General features: G+C 52.2%; 12 protein-coding genes. 4 read left to right on the top strand and 8 right to left on the bottom strand.

The window, feature by feature from the left end; genetic code table 11:
• Positions 1 to 357: 357 nt before the first annotated feature.
• The 3 genes from E2484_RS07145 (at position 358) to E2484_RS07135 (ending at position 2,944) form a co-directional block, all read left to right on the top strand.
• Entirely contained in the window at positions 358 to 1,287 is a 930-nt protein-coding gene (locus E2484_RS07145; protein WP_137284527.1) for an NAD-dependent epimerase/dehydratase family protein, read from the top strand.
• A gap of 174 nt (positions 1,288 to 1,461) precedes the next feature.
• Positions 1,462 to 1,977 carry a MarR family winged helix-turn-helix transcriptional regulator gene (locus tag E2484_RS07140; protein WP_137284526.1) on the top strand — a complete coding sequence of 172 codons (516 nt, stop codon included), beginning with the start codon at positions 1,462 to 1,464 and terminating at the stop codon, positions 1,975 to 1,977.
• A 169-nt stretch (positions 1,978 to 2,146) separates the two neighbouring features.
• Positions 2,147 to 2,944, top strand: a complete 798-nt coding sequence (locus E2484_RS07135) for an SDR family NAD(P)-dependent oxidoreductase (RefSeq protein WP_137284525.1) — start codon at positions 2,147 to 2,149, stop codon at positions 2,942 to 2,944.
• 70 nt (positions 2,945 to 3,014) lie between these two features.
• On the opposite strand, the gene E2484_RS07130 is transcribed toward E2484_RS07135, so the two are convergent.
• The 4 genes from E2484_RS07130 to E2484_RS07110 form a co-directional block, all read right to left on the bottom strand.
• Entirely contained in the window at positions 3,015 to 3,944 is a 930-nt protein-coding gene (locus E2484_RS07130; protein WP_137284524.1) for a carbohydrate ABC transporter permease, read from the bottom strand.
• Positions 3,941 to 4,942, bottom strand: coding sequence for a carbohydrate ABC transporter permease (locus tag E2484_RS07125; RefSeq protein WP_137284523.1), 1,002 nt, complete (start codon positions 4,940 to 4,942; stop codon positions 3,941 to 3,943). Before E2484_RS07125 ends, E2484_RS07130 begins: the two co-directional genes overlap by 4 nt.
• An 18-nt stretch (positions 4,943 to 4,960) precedes the next feature.
• Positions 4,961 to 6,124 (bottom strand): ABC transporter substrate-binding protein, encoded by a 1,164-nt coding sequence (locus tag E2484_RS07120; protein WP_170977261.1) that lies wholly within the window; start codon positions 6,122 to 6,124, stop codon positions 4,961 to 4,963.
• 1,159 nt (positions 6,125 to 7,283) lie between these two features.
• Positions 7,284 to 8,732: a sulfatase family protein gene (locus E2484_RS07110; protein ID WP_321112440.1), complete on the bottom strand. Its 1,449-nt coding sequence runs from the start codon at positions 8,730 to 8,732 to the stop codon at positions 7,284 to 7,286.
• A gap of 234 nt (positions 8,733 to 8,966) precedes the next feature.
• On the opposite strand from E2484_RS07110, the gene E2484_RS07105 reads away from it, so the two are divergent.
• Entirely contained in the window at positions 8,967 to 10,112 is a 1,146-nt protein-coding gene (locus E2484_RS07105) for an ABC transporter ATP-binding protein (protein ID WP_137284519.1), read from the top strand.
• Positions 10,113 to 10,234: 122 nt separating this feature from the next.
• Here the strand turns inward: E2484_RS07105 and E2484_RS07100 are convergent, their stop codons facing one another.
• The 4 genes from E2484_RS07100 to E2484_RS07085 all read right to left on the bottom strand — a co-directional run bounded on the left by E2484_RS07100 (position 10,235) and on the right by E2484_RS07085 (position 16,123).
• Entirely contained in the window at positions 10,235 to 12,640 is a 2,406-nt protein-coding gene (locus E2484_RS07100) for a hybrid sensor histidine kinase/response regulator (RefSeq protein ID WP_137284518.1), read from the bottom strand.
• A gap of 229 nt (positions 12,641 to 12,869) precedes the next feature.
• Positions 12,870 to 14,108: an ABC transporter permease gene (locus E2484_RS07095; RefSeq protein ID WP_137284517.1), complete on the bottom strand. Its 1,239-nt coding sequence runs from the start codon at positions 14,106 to 14,108 to the stop codon at positions 12,870 to 12,872.
• Position 14,109: 1 nt separating this feature from the next.
• On the bottom strand, positions 14,110 to 15,372 hold the full coding sequence (locus E2484_RS07090; protein ID WP_170977260.1) for an ABC transporter permease: 1,263 nt from the start codon (positions 15,370 to 15,372) through the stop codon (positions 14,110 to 14,112).
• The gene (locus E2484_RS07085; protein ID WP_137284515.1) at positions 15,362 to 16,123 is read right to left on the bottom strand and encodes an ABC transporter ATP-binding protein; all 762 of its coding nucleotides are present in this window, start codon (positions 16,121 to 16,123) and stop codon (positions 15,362 to 15,364) included. Before E2484_RS07085 ends, E2484_RS07090 begins: the two co-directional genes overlap by 11 nt.
• Between the last annotated feature and the right edge of the window lie 45 nt (positions 16,124 to 16,168).

Raw genomic sequence — 16,168 nt, 5'->3', positions numbered from 1 at the left:
TGAGACAGAACGCAATGAGAAGATACAGACCCGGTGTCTGGACGGGGGTATCCGTTACGTCGTGGTCGTTTGCCATGAGTAATATAACACGGCCTCTCACTCGGCCCCCTTTAATCTTCGTTTCTAGCGGTGGAATCAGACTAGGGGTATACTCCTCAGGTCAAGGTCGGAGGTATTCGCCTTCATCTACGTGGGTGCTCCTCCGGTCCTGTTCGGTTGGTTTGGAAAATCACAAGAAATTCCCAATAATAGGGAAATAGGTGACCTCTCCTGTATACTTTTTATATAAAATATTAAGATGACAAGTGAAGCAGCTTAGGTAAATATAAAAGATAATCCTACAAGAGTGCACTTGAGATGGTAGACCCGGTAATTAGTGAAAAGACGATTCTTGTCACCGGTGGTGGCGGATTCATCGGAAGCCACATTGCTGATGCGCTAACTGCACAGAACGATGTCCGCATTTTAGACGATTTCTCGACTGGATCTCGTACTAATGTGCCAGCTACTGCAACTATTATTGAGGGTGATATCCGTGATGAGGATACACTTGCAACGGCGATGAGCGGCGTTGATATCGTCTTTCATCAGGCTGCTCTCGTCAGTGTCCAACAATCTATCGAACAACCTGAGACGAGCCACTCAATCAATCTTAAAGCAACCATTAGTCTTCTTGAGCATGCTCGTGAGGAAGATGCACGCGTCGTTGCTGCCTCAAGTGCGGCCATCTATGGCGAGCCACAGACAGTCCCAGTTACCGAAACTGCTCCAAAGACTCCGACATCACCGTACGGAGCCGACAAACTCTCACTTGACCACTACATGCGACTGTACTACAATCTCTATGGCGTTGAGACCGTTGCACTCCGGTACTTCAATGCCTATGGACCTCGCCAAACTGCGGGTGACTATAGTGGCGTAATCAGCATCTTCAAAGAACAGGCGATGAACGGTAACCCAATAACTGTGAACGGAGAGGGCACCCAGACGCGGGATTTTGTCCACGTCGACGATATTGTCCAAGCAAACCTCCGGGCAGCAACAACCTCACACGTTGGGGAAGCCTATAATATTGGTACTGGTTCCAGCGTTACGATTCAGGAGCTTGCAGAGTCGATCCATGAAGTCGCTGATTCCGAGTCAGAAATTGTCCATACTGATCCTCGTCCCGGTGATATCCAACACAGTTGTGCTGACATTACGAAAGCCCGAGAACATCTCAAGTACTCTCCAAATGTTTCACTCGAAACTGGTCTTGAAACTCTCATCGAAGTTGACAACACCTAATTTCGTTGTTAGTATTCGTGGAAGGGAATTAGCCTGTATTAGCTGACCTCTACTACTAAGATGAAGTATGGATTATATAAACAGCGTGTAGGACCAACCTAAATAGTTATATTAGAATTAATTCATTGTGAACTACTAGTGTGTTTTTTATACACTGGCGTATTTTGAGCCACTATGGTTGGAAAATCTGAGACGAACACACTTGTGCTTGAATACCAAGGAGAAAACGAATCGACTGAAACTGCATTCAACCGCGTAATATCAACACTCTCCGAGTCAGCCCCTGAAATCACGGGATTCCGGCTTGAACTCACAACAACCGAATCGTCCGACATTCCCTTTGAGGTATTCGTTGGTGAGCAGGGCCCATCCGAAGAACTAGAAGAGTCAAGCGATGGGGAGACCGCTACAGACTCCTCTAACGGTAGCTCAGATAGTATTCCATCGCTTCAAAGTGATGCACTTCCCGCTCAAGTGCTGTCACAGATGCATGATAGCGAAGAAGAACGTGTCCGAACGAGTGAACTCCAAAGCGAATTCGACGACGAGGATATCGATACAGCACGCCTCTCCCAGACGCTGGCAAGTCTTAAACGACGGGAGCTAGTTGCGGCGGAACCCGACCCCGAGGACAAGCGAGCGAATCTCTATTGGCCTACGGAGAAAGGCCGGAAGGCACTTAGTGACTAACACTGGCATAGGTTCCCTCAATGTCGAAATCACTCAGAGAAGTACAGAACATCCCTCAGAACCATCTGAGGAATTGAGAAAGTGCCGATGATAAGATTCTCGTTCGTTCTGCAAGCGTTCGTGTGCGACGGAGAAGAGGTCAAGGAACGTCACGTTGAGACTTGTCTGTATGGACTACGAACTGGATAACCGAATTGCACTAGTTACTGGTGCCGGACGAGGGAACGGGCGCGCAATTGCAAACCTACTCGGCGAGAATGGTGCGACTGTCATTGTCAACGATATCGAGCAGGAGCCGGCTTCAGAGACGGCTGAGGCAGTTCGTAATGCCGGAGGCCAAGCGACCGTCATTACTGCTGATGTTAGTGACGAAGCAGAGGTGCAAGCGATGTTTGAGGAGGCAGAAGATCAATTCGGTGCGGTTGACCTCCTTGTGAATAATGCCGGTATTGGAGAAGGAGATCGGTTTCGGAACAAGCCTGGAATGGAGGTCTGGAAACGGAACATGGAGGTGAATCTCTATAGCGCGATTCACTGTTGTACACACGCACTTGATGGAATGCTCGGCCAAGGATACGGTAAAATCGTGAACGTCACCTCCATTCATACGAAAAACGGAATCGGGATGTCACCCCAGTATGACGTCTCGAAGTTTGGGGTGCTTGGCTTGACGAAAACGCTTGCGTTGGAACTAGGCCGTGACGGGATTCGAGTGAATGCCGTTGCCCCTGGCTGGGTCGAGACACGGATGACTGAGGGATTCGACCCGCAGACTCGTGACCAAATCACGGAGTTGAATCCCCTTGGCCGATTTGCTGACCCAACGGAAATTGCCCATGCGGTGGCGTTCCTTTGTTCGCCAGCTAGCGACTACATCAATGGTCATGAACTCCGCGTTGACGGGGGTCAACAACCAATCGACAATTGGAAACACCGTTACGAGGACTCAGAGACCGAAACGGAGTAACTAGCACTCCATCTTGGTCTATACCGTAGAGGGCGTTGGAGACTACTGATGGAGAGTTCTGCGGACGAACTTATGTTCGCCCAACAACTCCTTCGGCGAATCGTTCACCGAATAGCAGGAATACGATGAGGGTGGGGAGCGCCGTCAAGAGTGCCCCGGCCATGCGAAGTCCGTAGTCTGTTCCTTCAAGGCTAGCGCCAATCCCAGCCAACGAGAGGGTCACTGGTGCTGCTGGGTGGTTGGAACTGGTCATGATGATAAGCGGAAATAGGAAGCTGTTCCACGTCTGGGTGAACTGGTAGATGAGGGTGACGGCGAACATCGGCGCTGAAAGCGGGAAGACTATTCGTCGATAAATCGCGAACATGCTGGCACCGTCAATGCGAGCCGCTTCAAGCATCTCTTCGGAGAGCCCCTTATAGTACGACCGAAAGAGCACCGTACAAATTGGTAGGCCGAACGCGATATCAGTGATAATCAACGCGATAAGATCACCATGATAGTCGTACAAGAGCGGCAACTGCCAGAGTGGGGCTAGCAATTCTTCAAGGGGGGCATGAATTGTCCAGAATTTCGATAGCGGGATAATTGCGGCTTGGGTAGGGAGAAACACCGCTGCAATCACTAATACGACGATTGGAACTTGCCCACGCCAGTCTGTATGTGTAAGCGCATACGCTGCCATACTGCCCATCATGGCAGAAATAACTGCAACGGGGGTGACAAGTATGAGACTGTTGGTTAACCCTTTCTCAAGTATCTCGAAAGCTTGGACCCAGTTCCGGCTGGTCACTCCGTCGAACCCCGGTGGCATGAAGGGAAGTGTCTGTACAACAGCCTGTTTGGTTTTGAGCGAGGTCAGCAGCGTGACCTCCAATGGAAGCAAATACAGAACGGCGAGTCCGCCGAGGGTCACGTACAGGAGTGTGCGTCGAATGGTGATGGACTGGACTCTATCCGTAATCTGTGTGCGTCGTGTCGGTTCGTTCTTTGTCGTCATAGTTTTCCTCTCCGGTATTGTGAGTAGAGATACGGCGAAATCACTGCCATTGCGAGCAGGAAGAGGATGATAGCGATTGCAGCCCCATACGCCCATTCCTGTGAGCGGAACGCTTCCCGCACCATCTTCGTGGCAAGTATGTCTGCGCCTTTCTGTGGCTGGTAACTGCCGAACAACGCATAAATGAAGTCAAAGGCTTTCAGCGCGAAGACCATGAGCACCACCGACGCGCTCACCGTCGAGGCACGGAGTTGGGGTAGTATGATACGCTGATAAATACGGATTGTGCTTGCCCCATCTACTTTCGCAGCTTCGAAATGAGCCGTTGGAATCGAGCGCAGGCCAGCCAAATACACGACCATGGCGTAGCCACTGAACTGCCATACCAGCGCAATAATGATGGCTGTAAGGACGATTTTTGGATTCCCAATCCAATGGGGCGCTGGAAGGCCGACCGCTCGAATTGTGGTGTTCACTAACCCATTGCTGTAGTTGTACAGCCAGAGCCAGACCTGAGCCGTCACGATGAACGAGAGGCTAAACGGAAAGAGATAGATGAGCCGTATTGTGCCTCGAAACCTGATTTCTTGGTCGAGTAAGATTGCGAGCCCAAGGCCAACAACTAAACAGAGGACAGTAAAGGCTAGGAGTAAGACGAAGGTGTTGCGAGCAGCGGCGAGCAGGCCGGGGTCATGAATAGCGCGGACGTACTGTTCAAGGTCTAACTCCTCATAGCTCGGTGTGCCGAAACCTTGGAAATCGGTCAATGAAATGACGAGGTTCCAAATGATTGCACCATAGATGAACCAGCCGATCATCACCAACGTCGGCAGCAGAAACGGAATCGACTGGATGAATTCGTTATGACGAATCGATCCAAGTAGTGTTCGAGACGAACGAGTGCTGGTTAGCGTGCCACCGTCAGTCGCTTTCCGCTGGCGACGATAGATAGTAGTAACTGCTCGTTTGACCCTCGCGATGAAGTCTCTGAGAGTCATGCTAAAGAGAAGCGGAAATTAGCCGATTGTCTCCATAATCTGTTGTGCAGTCGCGTCGACGTTGTAGGGTCCCATGAAGTTGTCAGTGAACACACTCTGTAGGTCCGTCAGGGTGTCTGGCGGCACGGCGAGACCATCCGCGATGGTCGGTGGCTTCTGGTCGGCCGAGCGGTAGTCTTCCATGGTCTCCTGTAGGTACGGACCGAACTCGTCCTGTGGTGCGTCCGTACGCGGTGGAATCGATCCTTTGCGCGTGTTGAACGCAACCTGTGCTTCCGTCGTGCCACAGTATCGAAGCCACTGTTGTGTCGCCTGTGGTGCAGGGCCATCTCTCGGGTAGACGAAGGCGTCGAAGTGGAGTCCGTACATGCCCTCGGTTCCGGGATACGGAGCCCACCCCCAATCTTCGTTGTACGTCAAGTCTTGGCCTTTGAAGAAGCCAGCCGCCCAGTTCCCAGCCTGTAGGACGGCTGCATTACCGTTTGCAACGCGTTCCATGGCGCCCGGCGGATCGACCGACGGTGCATCTTCGTTGAAGTACTCAGAGATGTCTTTGACGGCTTGCAGGCTGCCTCTGACAGCGTCGATATCGCCATTGCCGTTGATAAGGTCCATGTACGCTTGGAAGCCTTGACTGCCAAGCATAGTGGCGGCCCACAGTCGAATTATTGTTACCGCGTTCGTCATCGATTGAGCCATGCCAGCCGCGTCGGTTTGGTCTTCGATTTGTGCGAGTGCCTCCGTCAGTTCACTCGGCGACGACAGTTGCGCTGGATCGACACCTGCCTGCTCGACAACCTCGATGTTGTAGAAGAGGTTGTTCATGCGGTGTGAGCCAATTGGGACGCACACGTACTGGCCGTCAAACCGTGAGAGTTGTTTGGCTTCCTGGACGTAGGCCTCTTCCATGTTGTTTTGGCCCCAGACGGAGTCACTGATGTCTCCAAGGAGGTCGGCTTCGGTGAACTGCGTCAGGTGTGCGCCTGGCCATGCGGCCCACGAACTCGGCGGATTGTTGTTCGAAAGTCGCTGGACGATAAGCGTATTCAACTGGACGTTCCCTTGGCCACCTACCGGGTTGAAGTCCGCATCTATGTCTGGATACTGTTCTTGGAATCCCTGTGTGAGCGCGTCGATAGCGGCTTTTCCATCACCACCAGTCCACCCGTGAAGGACTTCCATCGTCTCGCCATCTTGGCGTCCGCTGGTCACTCCGGCGAATCCAGCAAGGCCTGCGATGCTCGCTGCGCCACTAAGGTACGTACGACGGGATAGTTCCCGTGCGTCTGGTGTCTGTGTCATTCCCCATCCCCATACGATGGACGATAACGTACCACAAGAAACTTTTCCTGCTGATTGACAACTGGCGGTTTTGGAACGTAGCTGAACGAGTTCCTCCGTTATCGAGAAGGAATACGCCAGAAGCCATCTATCGCCAGAGCATCGCCCACTGTACCCTAACCTGCTATCGGCCGACCGAACCACGAGGTCTCCCACGAGCGCGAACATTATGATCGGTGGAAACCATGGGAATACTATATGTCGATGGCAATCGCTCACTTCGCATTTGGAGCGGCGATAACGACACTTCTCGCCACTTTTCTCGTGCCCACAATCTGGTATCCACGTACTGTCACCCTCGCAGGCGGTAGCTGGGCAATGATCCCCGATTTTCATTGGGTTAGTCCGATTGCTAGGAGACAATTCTACGCGTTCCATTCCTCACAGTGGGCGGATTTATTCTGGTTCCATCGCACACTCGACCGGCTTGACCCTAGTGACTCGAAAACAGTAGCCGCAGTTTGTCTCGCTTTTTTCATCCTCACGACTGCACTTGCAGAGTGGCGAAACTATCGAGCTCCGCCGTCAGTCAAAGCGGCCTACCAAACACATATCGAGAGGAACCCACCAGAGTGACCTCCTCCCCGTCGTAAACGACGGGGCTTCCCACGGCACCGCACCGCTGGGTAGTTTTCTTGTCTGGTGTCTCCTAATCGTCACCCAAACATATACTCCCGTTCTCGCCGTGTACATGACTTATGACCCAAGAACGCGGGGTTGCAATCGGCCGTCAAGAAATGCTGTTGCAGTGTGACTGTGGGTGGGAAGGGACAGAATCAGACGTGACAGACTGGGATGTCCAACACGACCGTGATCGTGTTGTTCGCCAATGCCCACATTGCAATGAACCTGTTCCTGAGTGGGGAGCGTTCCGGCCAATCGATGGCGTTGAACGAATCGCAAAAGGAGAACTACGCGAGTCACTGCAAGAAGCAGAGGAATGATCGGTTCGTCTTCCAAGGACGTCTGTCATGCAGTGATAACTGCACTACCCTGGGCGTCAAGATCCTCCTAATTCGTGCGTCCAGTTTCGGGTCTGGTAGCCGCTTCGAATCCGCCAGTTGCGGAGGACTGCTAGTAGCTCTTGTTTTGTTTCAGCGGCGTCGGGGTCATCCCAGCGGTCATTCACCTCATGGGGGGTTTCGTCCAAATCGAACAACTGTCCGTAGGATTCATCCAGGAAATGGATGAGTTTCCAGTCATCGCTACGAACCATCGTCATGAGGCCCTCGTCCATCCCTTCACGCATGAATCCAAGGTCGAGACTCTGTTCGGTGAACACGTACTCTCGACCATCCCATTCATCACCTTCGAGTGCTGGAACGACCGACACGGCTTCCATTGACTCGGGAATCGGAACGTCTGCAAGGTCGAGAACCGTCGGCCCCAAATCCATTAGCTGACAGAGATCCTCGATTCGGCGGCCTCCTCCAAACCGGTCAGGTGCCCAGACGATTGCCGGGACGCGAGTTATCTCGTCGTACATCGCCAGCTTCTGGATGTGACCGTGATCGCCAAGCCCTTCACCGTGGTCGGAGGCGAAAATGACGATTGTGTCGTCGGTGTAACCGTTGGCCTCGAGCGCGTCAAGGATTTCACCGACCTTTTCATCGATCATACTGACGTTCGCGTAGTAGTATGCCCGCATCTGGTGAAGTTGCTCTTCGGTCGGATCAAGTGGATAACCGATAGCGTCCGAATCTACTTCGCTGTAGAATTCACGCTTTGCACGTAACGGCGGGGGCTGGTTCGCCAAATCGGAATCGGAGACCTCGGGTAATGGAAGATCTTTTTCGAGATACTGTTCTGCGTACCGTGGGATAGGGTCGAACGGTGGGTGTGGTCCTGGGAAGCCGACTTGCATGAAGAGTGGCCGGTTGAGTTTCGGCATTACGTCGAGCCACCATGTTGCCATGTCGCCGACAAACATATCCGGATGTGAATCTTCGGGGAGTTCCCATTCGTATGCGCCAAGCCGGTTCTCGTAGTCGCTCCACTTACGGTAGAATTCACGCTGTTGTTTGACCAGGCCGCGTGCACGCAACGCCTTGTCCCATTCGTCGAAGTAGAATCGCTCTGAGGGGAGGTCTGGCATATCGGCTAAGTATCGGTCTTTGTTTTCGACGACGTAGCGTTCGTGGAACCCTGCAGGTGCCTCGTACGGCAATGTATGCATCTTCCCGATGTTCACGCTATAGTAGCCATTTGCTGAGAGTGACTCAACCCATGTGTGTTGCCATGAGTCTTGATTCGAGTACACACCAGTCGTGTGCGGATAGTATCCGGTGAAAAGGCTTGCTCGCGAGGGGACACACAATGGCGCAGTAATATGGCAGTCGGTGAATGTCACGCCTTCTTCGACGAGTCGGTCGAGGTTCGGCGTCTCCATATGGGATGCGCCGAGTGAGTGGATGGTATCTAACCGTTGTTGATCAGTAAGGATAAACACGATATTTGGCTGGCTTTCACTCACGGGTAAATCACTGCTACTCGTTACCACATATCCCACCTTAAAGCCACGCAGCGTTTTCCTCTGGTTCCAAGATAAGTTCAAGAAGTTACGTTTCTCCGCTCAAAATCCGGAGTCACCACCTCAGTCAACACCGCCAAGATGTTACAACAAAATCGGGAATCACCGAAGTCTTGGACTCGAATTATAACCATTAATCGACTATACTTGGCCATGGCGGAGCTTACGCTTTCAAATATTACAAAGCGTTTCCAAGATGAGCACGGAGAGATTATCGCAGTTGATGACTTGAGTCTCGACATCGACGACGGAGAGTTTCTCGTTTTGGTTGGGCCGAGTGGCTGTGGGAAATCAACTACTCTCCGTATGATTGCAGGGCTAGAAACGGTCTCCGAGGGCCAGATGCGTTTAGATGGAGTTCCAATTGAGGGTCTCTCACCACAGGAACGCGATTTAGCGATGGTGTTCCAATCCTACGCCCTCTACCCGCATATGACGGTTAAAGAGAATATGAAGTTTGGGTTGGAAGAAGCGACGAATATGTCCGCCGACGAAATCGACAGTCGTGTTGAGGAGACAGCTAGGATGCTAAATATCGACGAGTTATTGGGTCGAAAACCGAGCGAGCTTTCGGGTGGCCAACAACAGCGTGTCGCGCTTGGCCGCGCGATTGTACGTGATCCGCAGGTATTCCTGCTTGATGAACCCCTTGCAAACCTCGACGCAAAGTTGCGGGCACAGATGCGAACTGAACTCCAGCGTCTTCAAGAGGATCTCGGTGTCACAACTATCTATGTTACCCATGACCAGACCGAGGCGATGACGATGGGCGACCGCATTGCAGTACTAAACGATGGAGTCCTCCAACAGGTTGGGACACCGCTTGAACTCTATCATAAACCTGCGAATCAATTCGTCGCCGGGTTTATCGGAGAACCATCGATGAACTTCTTCGAAATGACCGTGGCTGATACCCGCTTGGTTTCGGACACATTCGAATATCCCTTGTCCTCCGATACTCGTGACTCGCTTGGCCCCGTGACAGATGTGGTACTTGGAATCCGGCCTGAAGATATTGAACTTGTGGGAGACACCGAATCTCCACACACCTTTGAGACAATCGTCGATGTCGTTGAACCCAAAGGCAACGAAAATAATGTCTATCTCACGATCGGTCCGAACCGTGCCGAGCCAACGACATTTGTCGCAACAACTGAAGGCATGAAGAGTATCGAAGAAGGTGCAAAAACTCGTGTCCGTATCCCAGAGCAAGCAATACATATTTTTGATGCCAAATCAGGGACGTCTCTCAAGAATCGGTCACTAACGGACGTTGAGGATAGCGAACTCACCCTTTGATTACAATCCCGTGCAGAGGCCGCTTAGTTTCCAGCTGGCAACAAGAGAACTTAGTCAGAACTATAGTCGGGAGAAAATATCCAAAACAAAGTAGACACTTTGCTCTCAGCGAAGGTATCTGATTACCCAGTAACATCGGAGACTACAATCTTCACACCGCCATCACGTCCTTCAGTGGCAGTTGCCGTCCACCCGTGAGCTTGCACAATTTGGTCAACGATAGCAAGCCCAAGTCCAGTTCCATCATCGGCTGTGGAGAACTCTGATGAGAAAATATCCTTTGACTCGATATTTGGTATTCCACAGCCGTTATCTTCGATAGTAAAGCCATCGTCGGTCGTCCGAACCTGAACCTCCACATCCGGCCCACCGTGTTCAACAGCATTTCGGAAGAGATTCTCGAACAGTTGCTGTAATCGACCGACGTCTGCTTTGAGTTGACGATTACACTGGAGTTTGAGTGTTGCATCAACCGTCTCGACATTCGTCCAGGCACGCTCCGCAAGTTCGTCGAGGTGAACTGGTTCCGGAGTGTCTGAAAGCTGACCCTGGCGGGCAAGCGCTAGTACATCCTCGATGATTGTTTCCATCCGATTGAGCGCTGTCTCGACTGTTTTTAGCCGATCGATTGCAACCCGTTCTTTCTGCTTCTCGGAAGACTCTACCTTTTCAACAACCATGTCGAGATTTCCTTGCGCGACGTTAAGCGGGTTCCGGAGGTCATGAGAAACGACACTGGAGAACTCCTCGAGGCGGTCTCGCTGTTTCCGAAGAGACGATTCACGTTCTCGGAGTTGCTGTTCTCGAGTTACTCGTGATAGTGCTTCAGCAGTATGAGAAAGCAGAAGTTCAGCAAGCTCAACATCTTGTTCGCCGAAAAATCCGGTTTCGTCGGCGACAGCTTGAAAGACTCCATGGTCACCGATTGCGACGCTGATGATTGAGTGATAGTCAGCTTGAGGCTTCGCCTCCGGAACCGCCTGAATATCATCAAATAAATACGATTCTTGCGTTCGATAGGTTTTTCCAGCAAGTCCTTCGTTGACGGACATCGCAGGTGTCTCCTCCTTACTGACGCCACTTGACAGACTCCTCGTTTCTAGCAAGCCATCTTCTTCGATATCGACAATACAGATGTCGAACGCAAGAATACGCTCGGCAGCATCGACAGTGAGGTCACAAATTTCTTGTTCAGACTCACAGGCTTCCATCTCAGTGGCAATCTTGTGTAGCTGCTCGATTTTTTTCTTGCTCTGCTTGAGTTCCTGAGTCAGTCGTCGATGAGTTTCCTCACGGTCGGCTCGCTCTAATGCCGCTTCTGTGTTTGTCGCAAGGAGTTCAAGGACCTCTCGATCAAAATCATCGAATGCATTGGTCTCCGTCGATCCAGACAGGAGAATGCCTTGCCTCCCAAGTGGAGCAATTGCCTCACTTTGAATCACTGTCTCTGGATTATGTACTGGCTCGGCGTCCTGCACGTCATCAAATACTGTGGTCTCTTGAGCATCAAATACCGTCCATGCCAGACTACTTCCGGGCTGGAACGTCGGCAGCGACCCGATGAGGGACGTACCTTCGCCAGTGCTCACCGCTGGTTCCAGACAGTTTGAATCTTCGTTATAGAGCCAGACACCGCTAATTGGTAAGCCGAGCTCTGTTCGAGTAGTTTCAACGGCAATATCACAGATTTCGCTTTTTGTCTCAGCACGCATTAACTCGCGTGTTGTCTCGTGTAATGTTTTGAGAATTGTCTCGTATTCTTTCTGATCAGAGATATCACGAGCAAACCCGAGGACCGCATCTTCTCCCTCATGCGTGATAGTTTGGACTTTCAAATCGCAGTATCGGGATTCACCGGATTTTGTCTCGATTTGGACTTCATATGTTTCTGGCGGGTCTTGACCGTTTTTCCGTTGGGTTCTGATCTTGCTGACCCGTTCGCGATCATCCGGGTGAAGTATTTCATCGTACGTTAGTTCCTTAAGTTCTGGTTTGTCGTATCCGGTGATCTCGCAAATACGCTCGTTGATAAACTTGAATTGCTCGTCTTGAATGATGAATACAGCATCGTGGCTCTTTTCGATAAGGCTTTGATAACGTTGTTTGCTTTCCGCAAGCGCTTGTTGAGAGCGGTAACTCTCAACAGCGTTCACAATACGGTTTGTGAGTACCGTGTATTGGTCAGTCCCTGTTTCTTTTTGTAGGTAGTCCGTGACACCTGCTGAGATAGCTTCACTTGCAATTTCTTCGCTCCCCCGACCGGTAAAGAGGATAAAGGGGAGATCGGGATAATTGTCTCGGACAGCGTCTAGTAGTTCAAGGCCGTCCATTTGAGGCATATTGTAGTCACTGACAATACAATCGAAGGTCTCATTTCCAAACCGGGCGAGTGCATCTGGCCCACTGTTTGCAGTTGTGACTGTGAGGGCGTCGTGGTTTCGTTGGAGATATAGTTTAACGAGATCAGCAAATTCTGGGTCGTCGTCGACGTGGAGGACACGGATTGGCGTCGACTCCTGTCCGGTCATAGTCCGTAACGTGAACTAATTCTATAATAAATTTCGCCCTCCGGCATACCTTTGCAAGAGGTATGAACCCAGACGGCTAGCTTTTGTGTTTAGTCAATTTGATTGGGAGAAAATATGGCTGGTACTAAATGATAATCTATATAATATAAGTTAATATATGTGGCACACAACAATTCAGGTCCGATCGGCCTCTATCGTTCATAACTAATCTCAAGGTGAAATCACCGAATTAGCTCTCAAGATGTTCTAGTGGCTTAACTCGTCCGACACGCCAGCCAGCGACGACAGACCCAATCAGTCCAATTCCAACCGCAACAAATCCACCAACTGCGAATACGAAGTCTGGTGTCTGTACAAGCCCAGTAAAGCCGACAAGGTGGGTCGCGACAGCATTCAAGCCAGCACTTGCAAACGGTGTAATTCCAAGTCCGACTGCACCACCGAGAAGCCCGAGTATCAATCCCTGACTCCCTGCAGTCCCTACCAGGACCGACGAAGAGATACCAAGCGCTTTCACAGCAGCCAACTCTTGGCGTTGTTGGTAGACGAGTAATGCCAACAAGTTCGCCGTCAACGCAACTCCGGCGAGAACAGCGAGGATGACGAGCACAAGTCCACTTGCGAGGACAACTGCTTTGTCAGCGAGAATCGACTGTAACTGCTCTTGGTTCGTCCGAACGTCATACTGGGGATACTTCTGTTGAAGTTCTTGTTCGACGGCAGCCGTATCCGTTCCCGAGCGGAGGTCAACTGTGATCATTGTCGCAGGGTCCGTTTGCGTCGTCCCTGTAAGCTCTTGGAGTTCGCTCAATCGCAGGACGACACTAGGTGTACCGAGGAATCGAGAGAATGTGGGTGAAATCCCGATAACCGTGAATTCGTTCTGGCGTGCGCTTACGACTGTTCCGCCGACGTAGAGGGTATCACCAACAGAGACATTGAACAACTGGGCTGTCCGTGGTCCGATGAGGACTTCGTTGGTCATCGGACCGTCGTAACTACCATCAGCATAGTGGCGATCCTTCCCGGTCAGGCCCTTCCCTTCTGTAACCTGTGTAGATGCATTGCCGCCCGTCCCACGGACACCAGTTCCAACGATTGTCTGGAGGTCATCTGGATTAGTACCGGCGTACACTGTTTGGAACGCCATCGGCGAGGCAGTCCGTACGTCCTCACGAGCAGTTAGATTCCTCGAGATTCCGTGCGCATTCGTCAACGTATTTTCGAACCCACCGACGCTCCCCGGAGCCAACTGTACGGGCCCACCCGTTATCCAGAGGTCGCGACCAGATGAGTCGAACTTTTGTTGACCTGTTTCGACGACACCGTAGCCGACGCTCGCGAGTAGTGTCGTCGAGAGTACTGCGAGGGCGATTCCAACGACTGCGAGTACGGTTCGAGTTCGTTCGTGGGTGAGTTGTGCGACCGTGATGCCGAGGACGGCACGAAGTTTAGTGAGTGGGCGCATGTTAGGTCGTGAGTTGCTCTAGTATGGACGTTCGTTTGGTGAGCCACAGGAGGTACGGTGCAGCGAGCAAGCCGATGAGGATGGAGACACCAACCCCATAGACGGCAAGCATTGGGTGGGCGACTGCGATGGCTGTCGGCGCGATATATTGTTGTGCGAGTTGGTTCGTCAGTTGAATACCAAGATACCCTAGGGCAAGCCCGAGGATACCGCCCACAACGGTTACTGTAAGCGCCTGCACGAGAACGACGACAGCACGACTTCGCCATGGAAGACCGAGAGCGCCAAGAAGCGCATACTGCTGTTGGTCAGCAGTAATCTCAAGCCCCATCGTCGTGCCGACGAACAGTGTGCCGACGATGAGAGCCACGCACAGTGCCGCCACGCTCATTGCAAGCGGGAGACCCGAAGACATGTTCTGGGCGGTGAGCCCACTTCGAGCCATCACCGTTGAGCGTGGATAGACGTTCTCCAACTCCGACTTCACATCGCGTGAGTTCGTATCGACCAAAATCTGGTCTGCTTGGTCGCCAGCCGTCGCACCCGACAACTGTTGGGCTTCACTCAGGTGAACGAGGACAATTGGCAGTTGGCCCATCCCTGTACTCACATCGCCATCTCCGACTGCACTCACTGTGAGCGTCCGATTTGCCTGTGTCCCTCGGCTTGGAATTAGGGAAGTGCCATTCGTTGCGTTCAATAATTCTGCCGAAGCGGGGGACATCACCGCTTGCCCTGTCCACGTTCCATTGTAGGAGCCATTCGCGTAGTGGGGATCACCCGGGGTTAACGGACCGGCGGAAAGGCCAGCGACCTCCACATCAGACTGGGCGATAACGCCAATGACAACGACGTACTCACTCTCGTCTTCACCACCGGGAGTGTGCATCTCCATTGCATGCATGAGCACTGGCGTTGCGTACGCCACCTCTTCGTTACGAGTTAGACGTGCTGTCGTCGAATGAACAGCACCGAACTGTGGTCCCTCCGTTGAGACGACCATCGTGGATGTTGAGCCTGCTTCTGGTGTGATCCAGTAATCTACGGAGTCACCACCGACGGTCGTTTGCGAAGAAAGACCCATTGCGACTCCGGTGACGATGAGCATGAGCGCGATCGCAATAGCGACACCACTGACGCTGAGCGCGATACGGCGGGATTCAGTGACGAGGGCTTTCTCTCGAACACGTCGGAGTCCAACACCGACTAATCCTGCCCACCGCTTGATCCGCGACGGACGTCCAAGTGAGGACTTAGTTGCCATTGGGGACCACACGTCCATCTTGGAGTTCGATCCGGCGGTCAGCAATCGATAGCGTCGGTTCGTCGTGGGACGCTATGACCACTGCGCGGTCATCTGCGAGGTCTTTGAAGACCTCCAGAATTGAGGCCGCCGTCGTGGTGTCCAGTTCACCAGTGGGTTCGTCTGCGATGATGAGGTCCGGGTCTGTCGCTAGTGCTCGTGCGATTGCAACTCGCTGTTGTTCACCACCGCTCAGTTCACCTGGCTTGTGGGTTGCTCGGTCTCCTAGTCCGACCTTTTCGAGCAGGTCTGTTGCTCGGTCGTGGCGTGCCTGCTTTCCAAGTCCTTGTTCGACGAGGGGGAGTGCGACGTTTGATTTTGCAGAGAGCGCGGGGAGGAGGTGGAAGCGTTGGAAGACGATTCCAATTGTCGTCAGCCGGAGTCGTGTTCGTTCACGGCTAGAGAGTGCACTCGTATCTTGACCATCTACATGGACGGTTCCATTGGTCGGTGTATCGAGCGCTGCAAGTAGATGGAGGAGTGTAGACTTTCCACTCCCACTTGGTCCCGCTAGTCCGATGATTTCGCCTCGATGCACTGAGAGCGTTACATCATCGAGCGCGGTCACCGTGGGTCGGTCAGTTTTGGACGAACCAAAGAATCGGCTCGTGCCACCACGAGTATACATCCGGGTGACGTTTTTACAGTCCGCAATCGTGGAGGATGGCGGCTCTTGTTCGGTTTGGGGGATGGAGGAATCTTGCTGTTGCATAACTTGGATAGTTGTTGGAAGTAATCTGAATATTCGTGTCGGTTG

This window comes from Halorussus salinisoli (assembly GCA_005239435.1).
In the GTDB taxonomy this organism is placed as follows: domain Archaea; phylum Halobacteriota; class Halobacteria; order Halobacteriales; family Haladaptataceae; genus Halorussus; species Halorussus salinisoli.
This window is presented reverse-complemented; position numbering and strand designations above follow the sequence as displayed.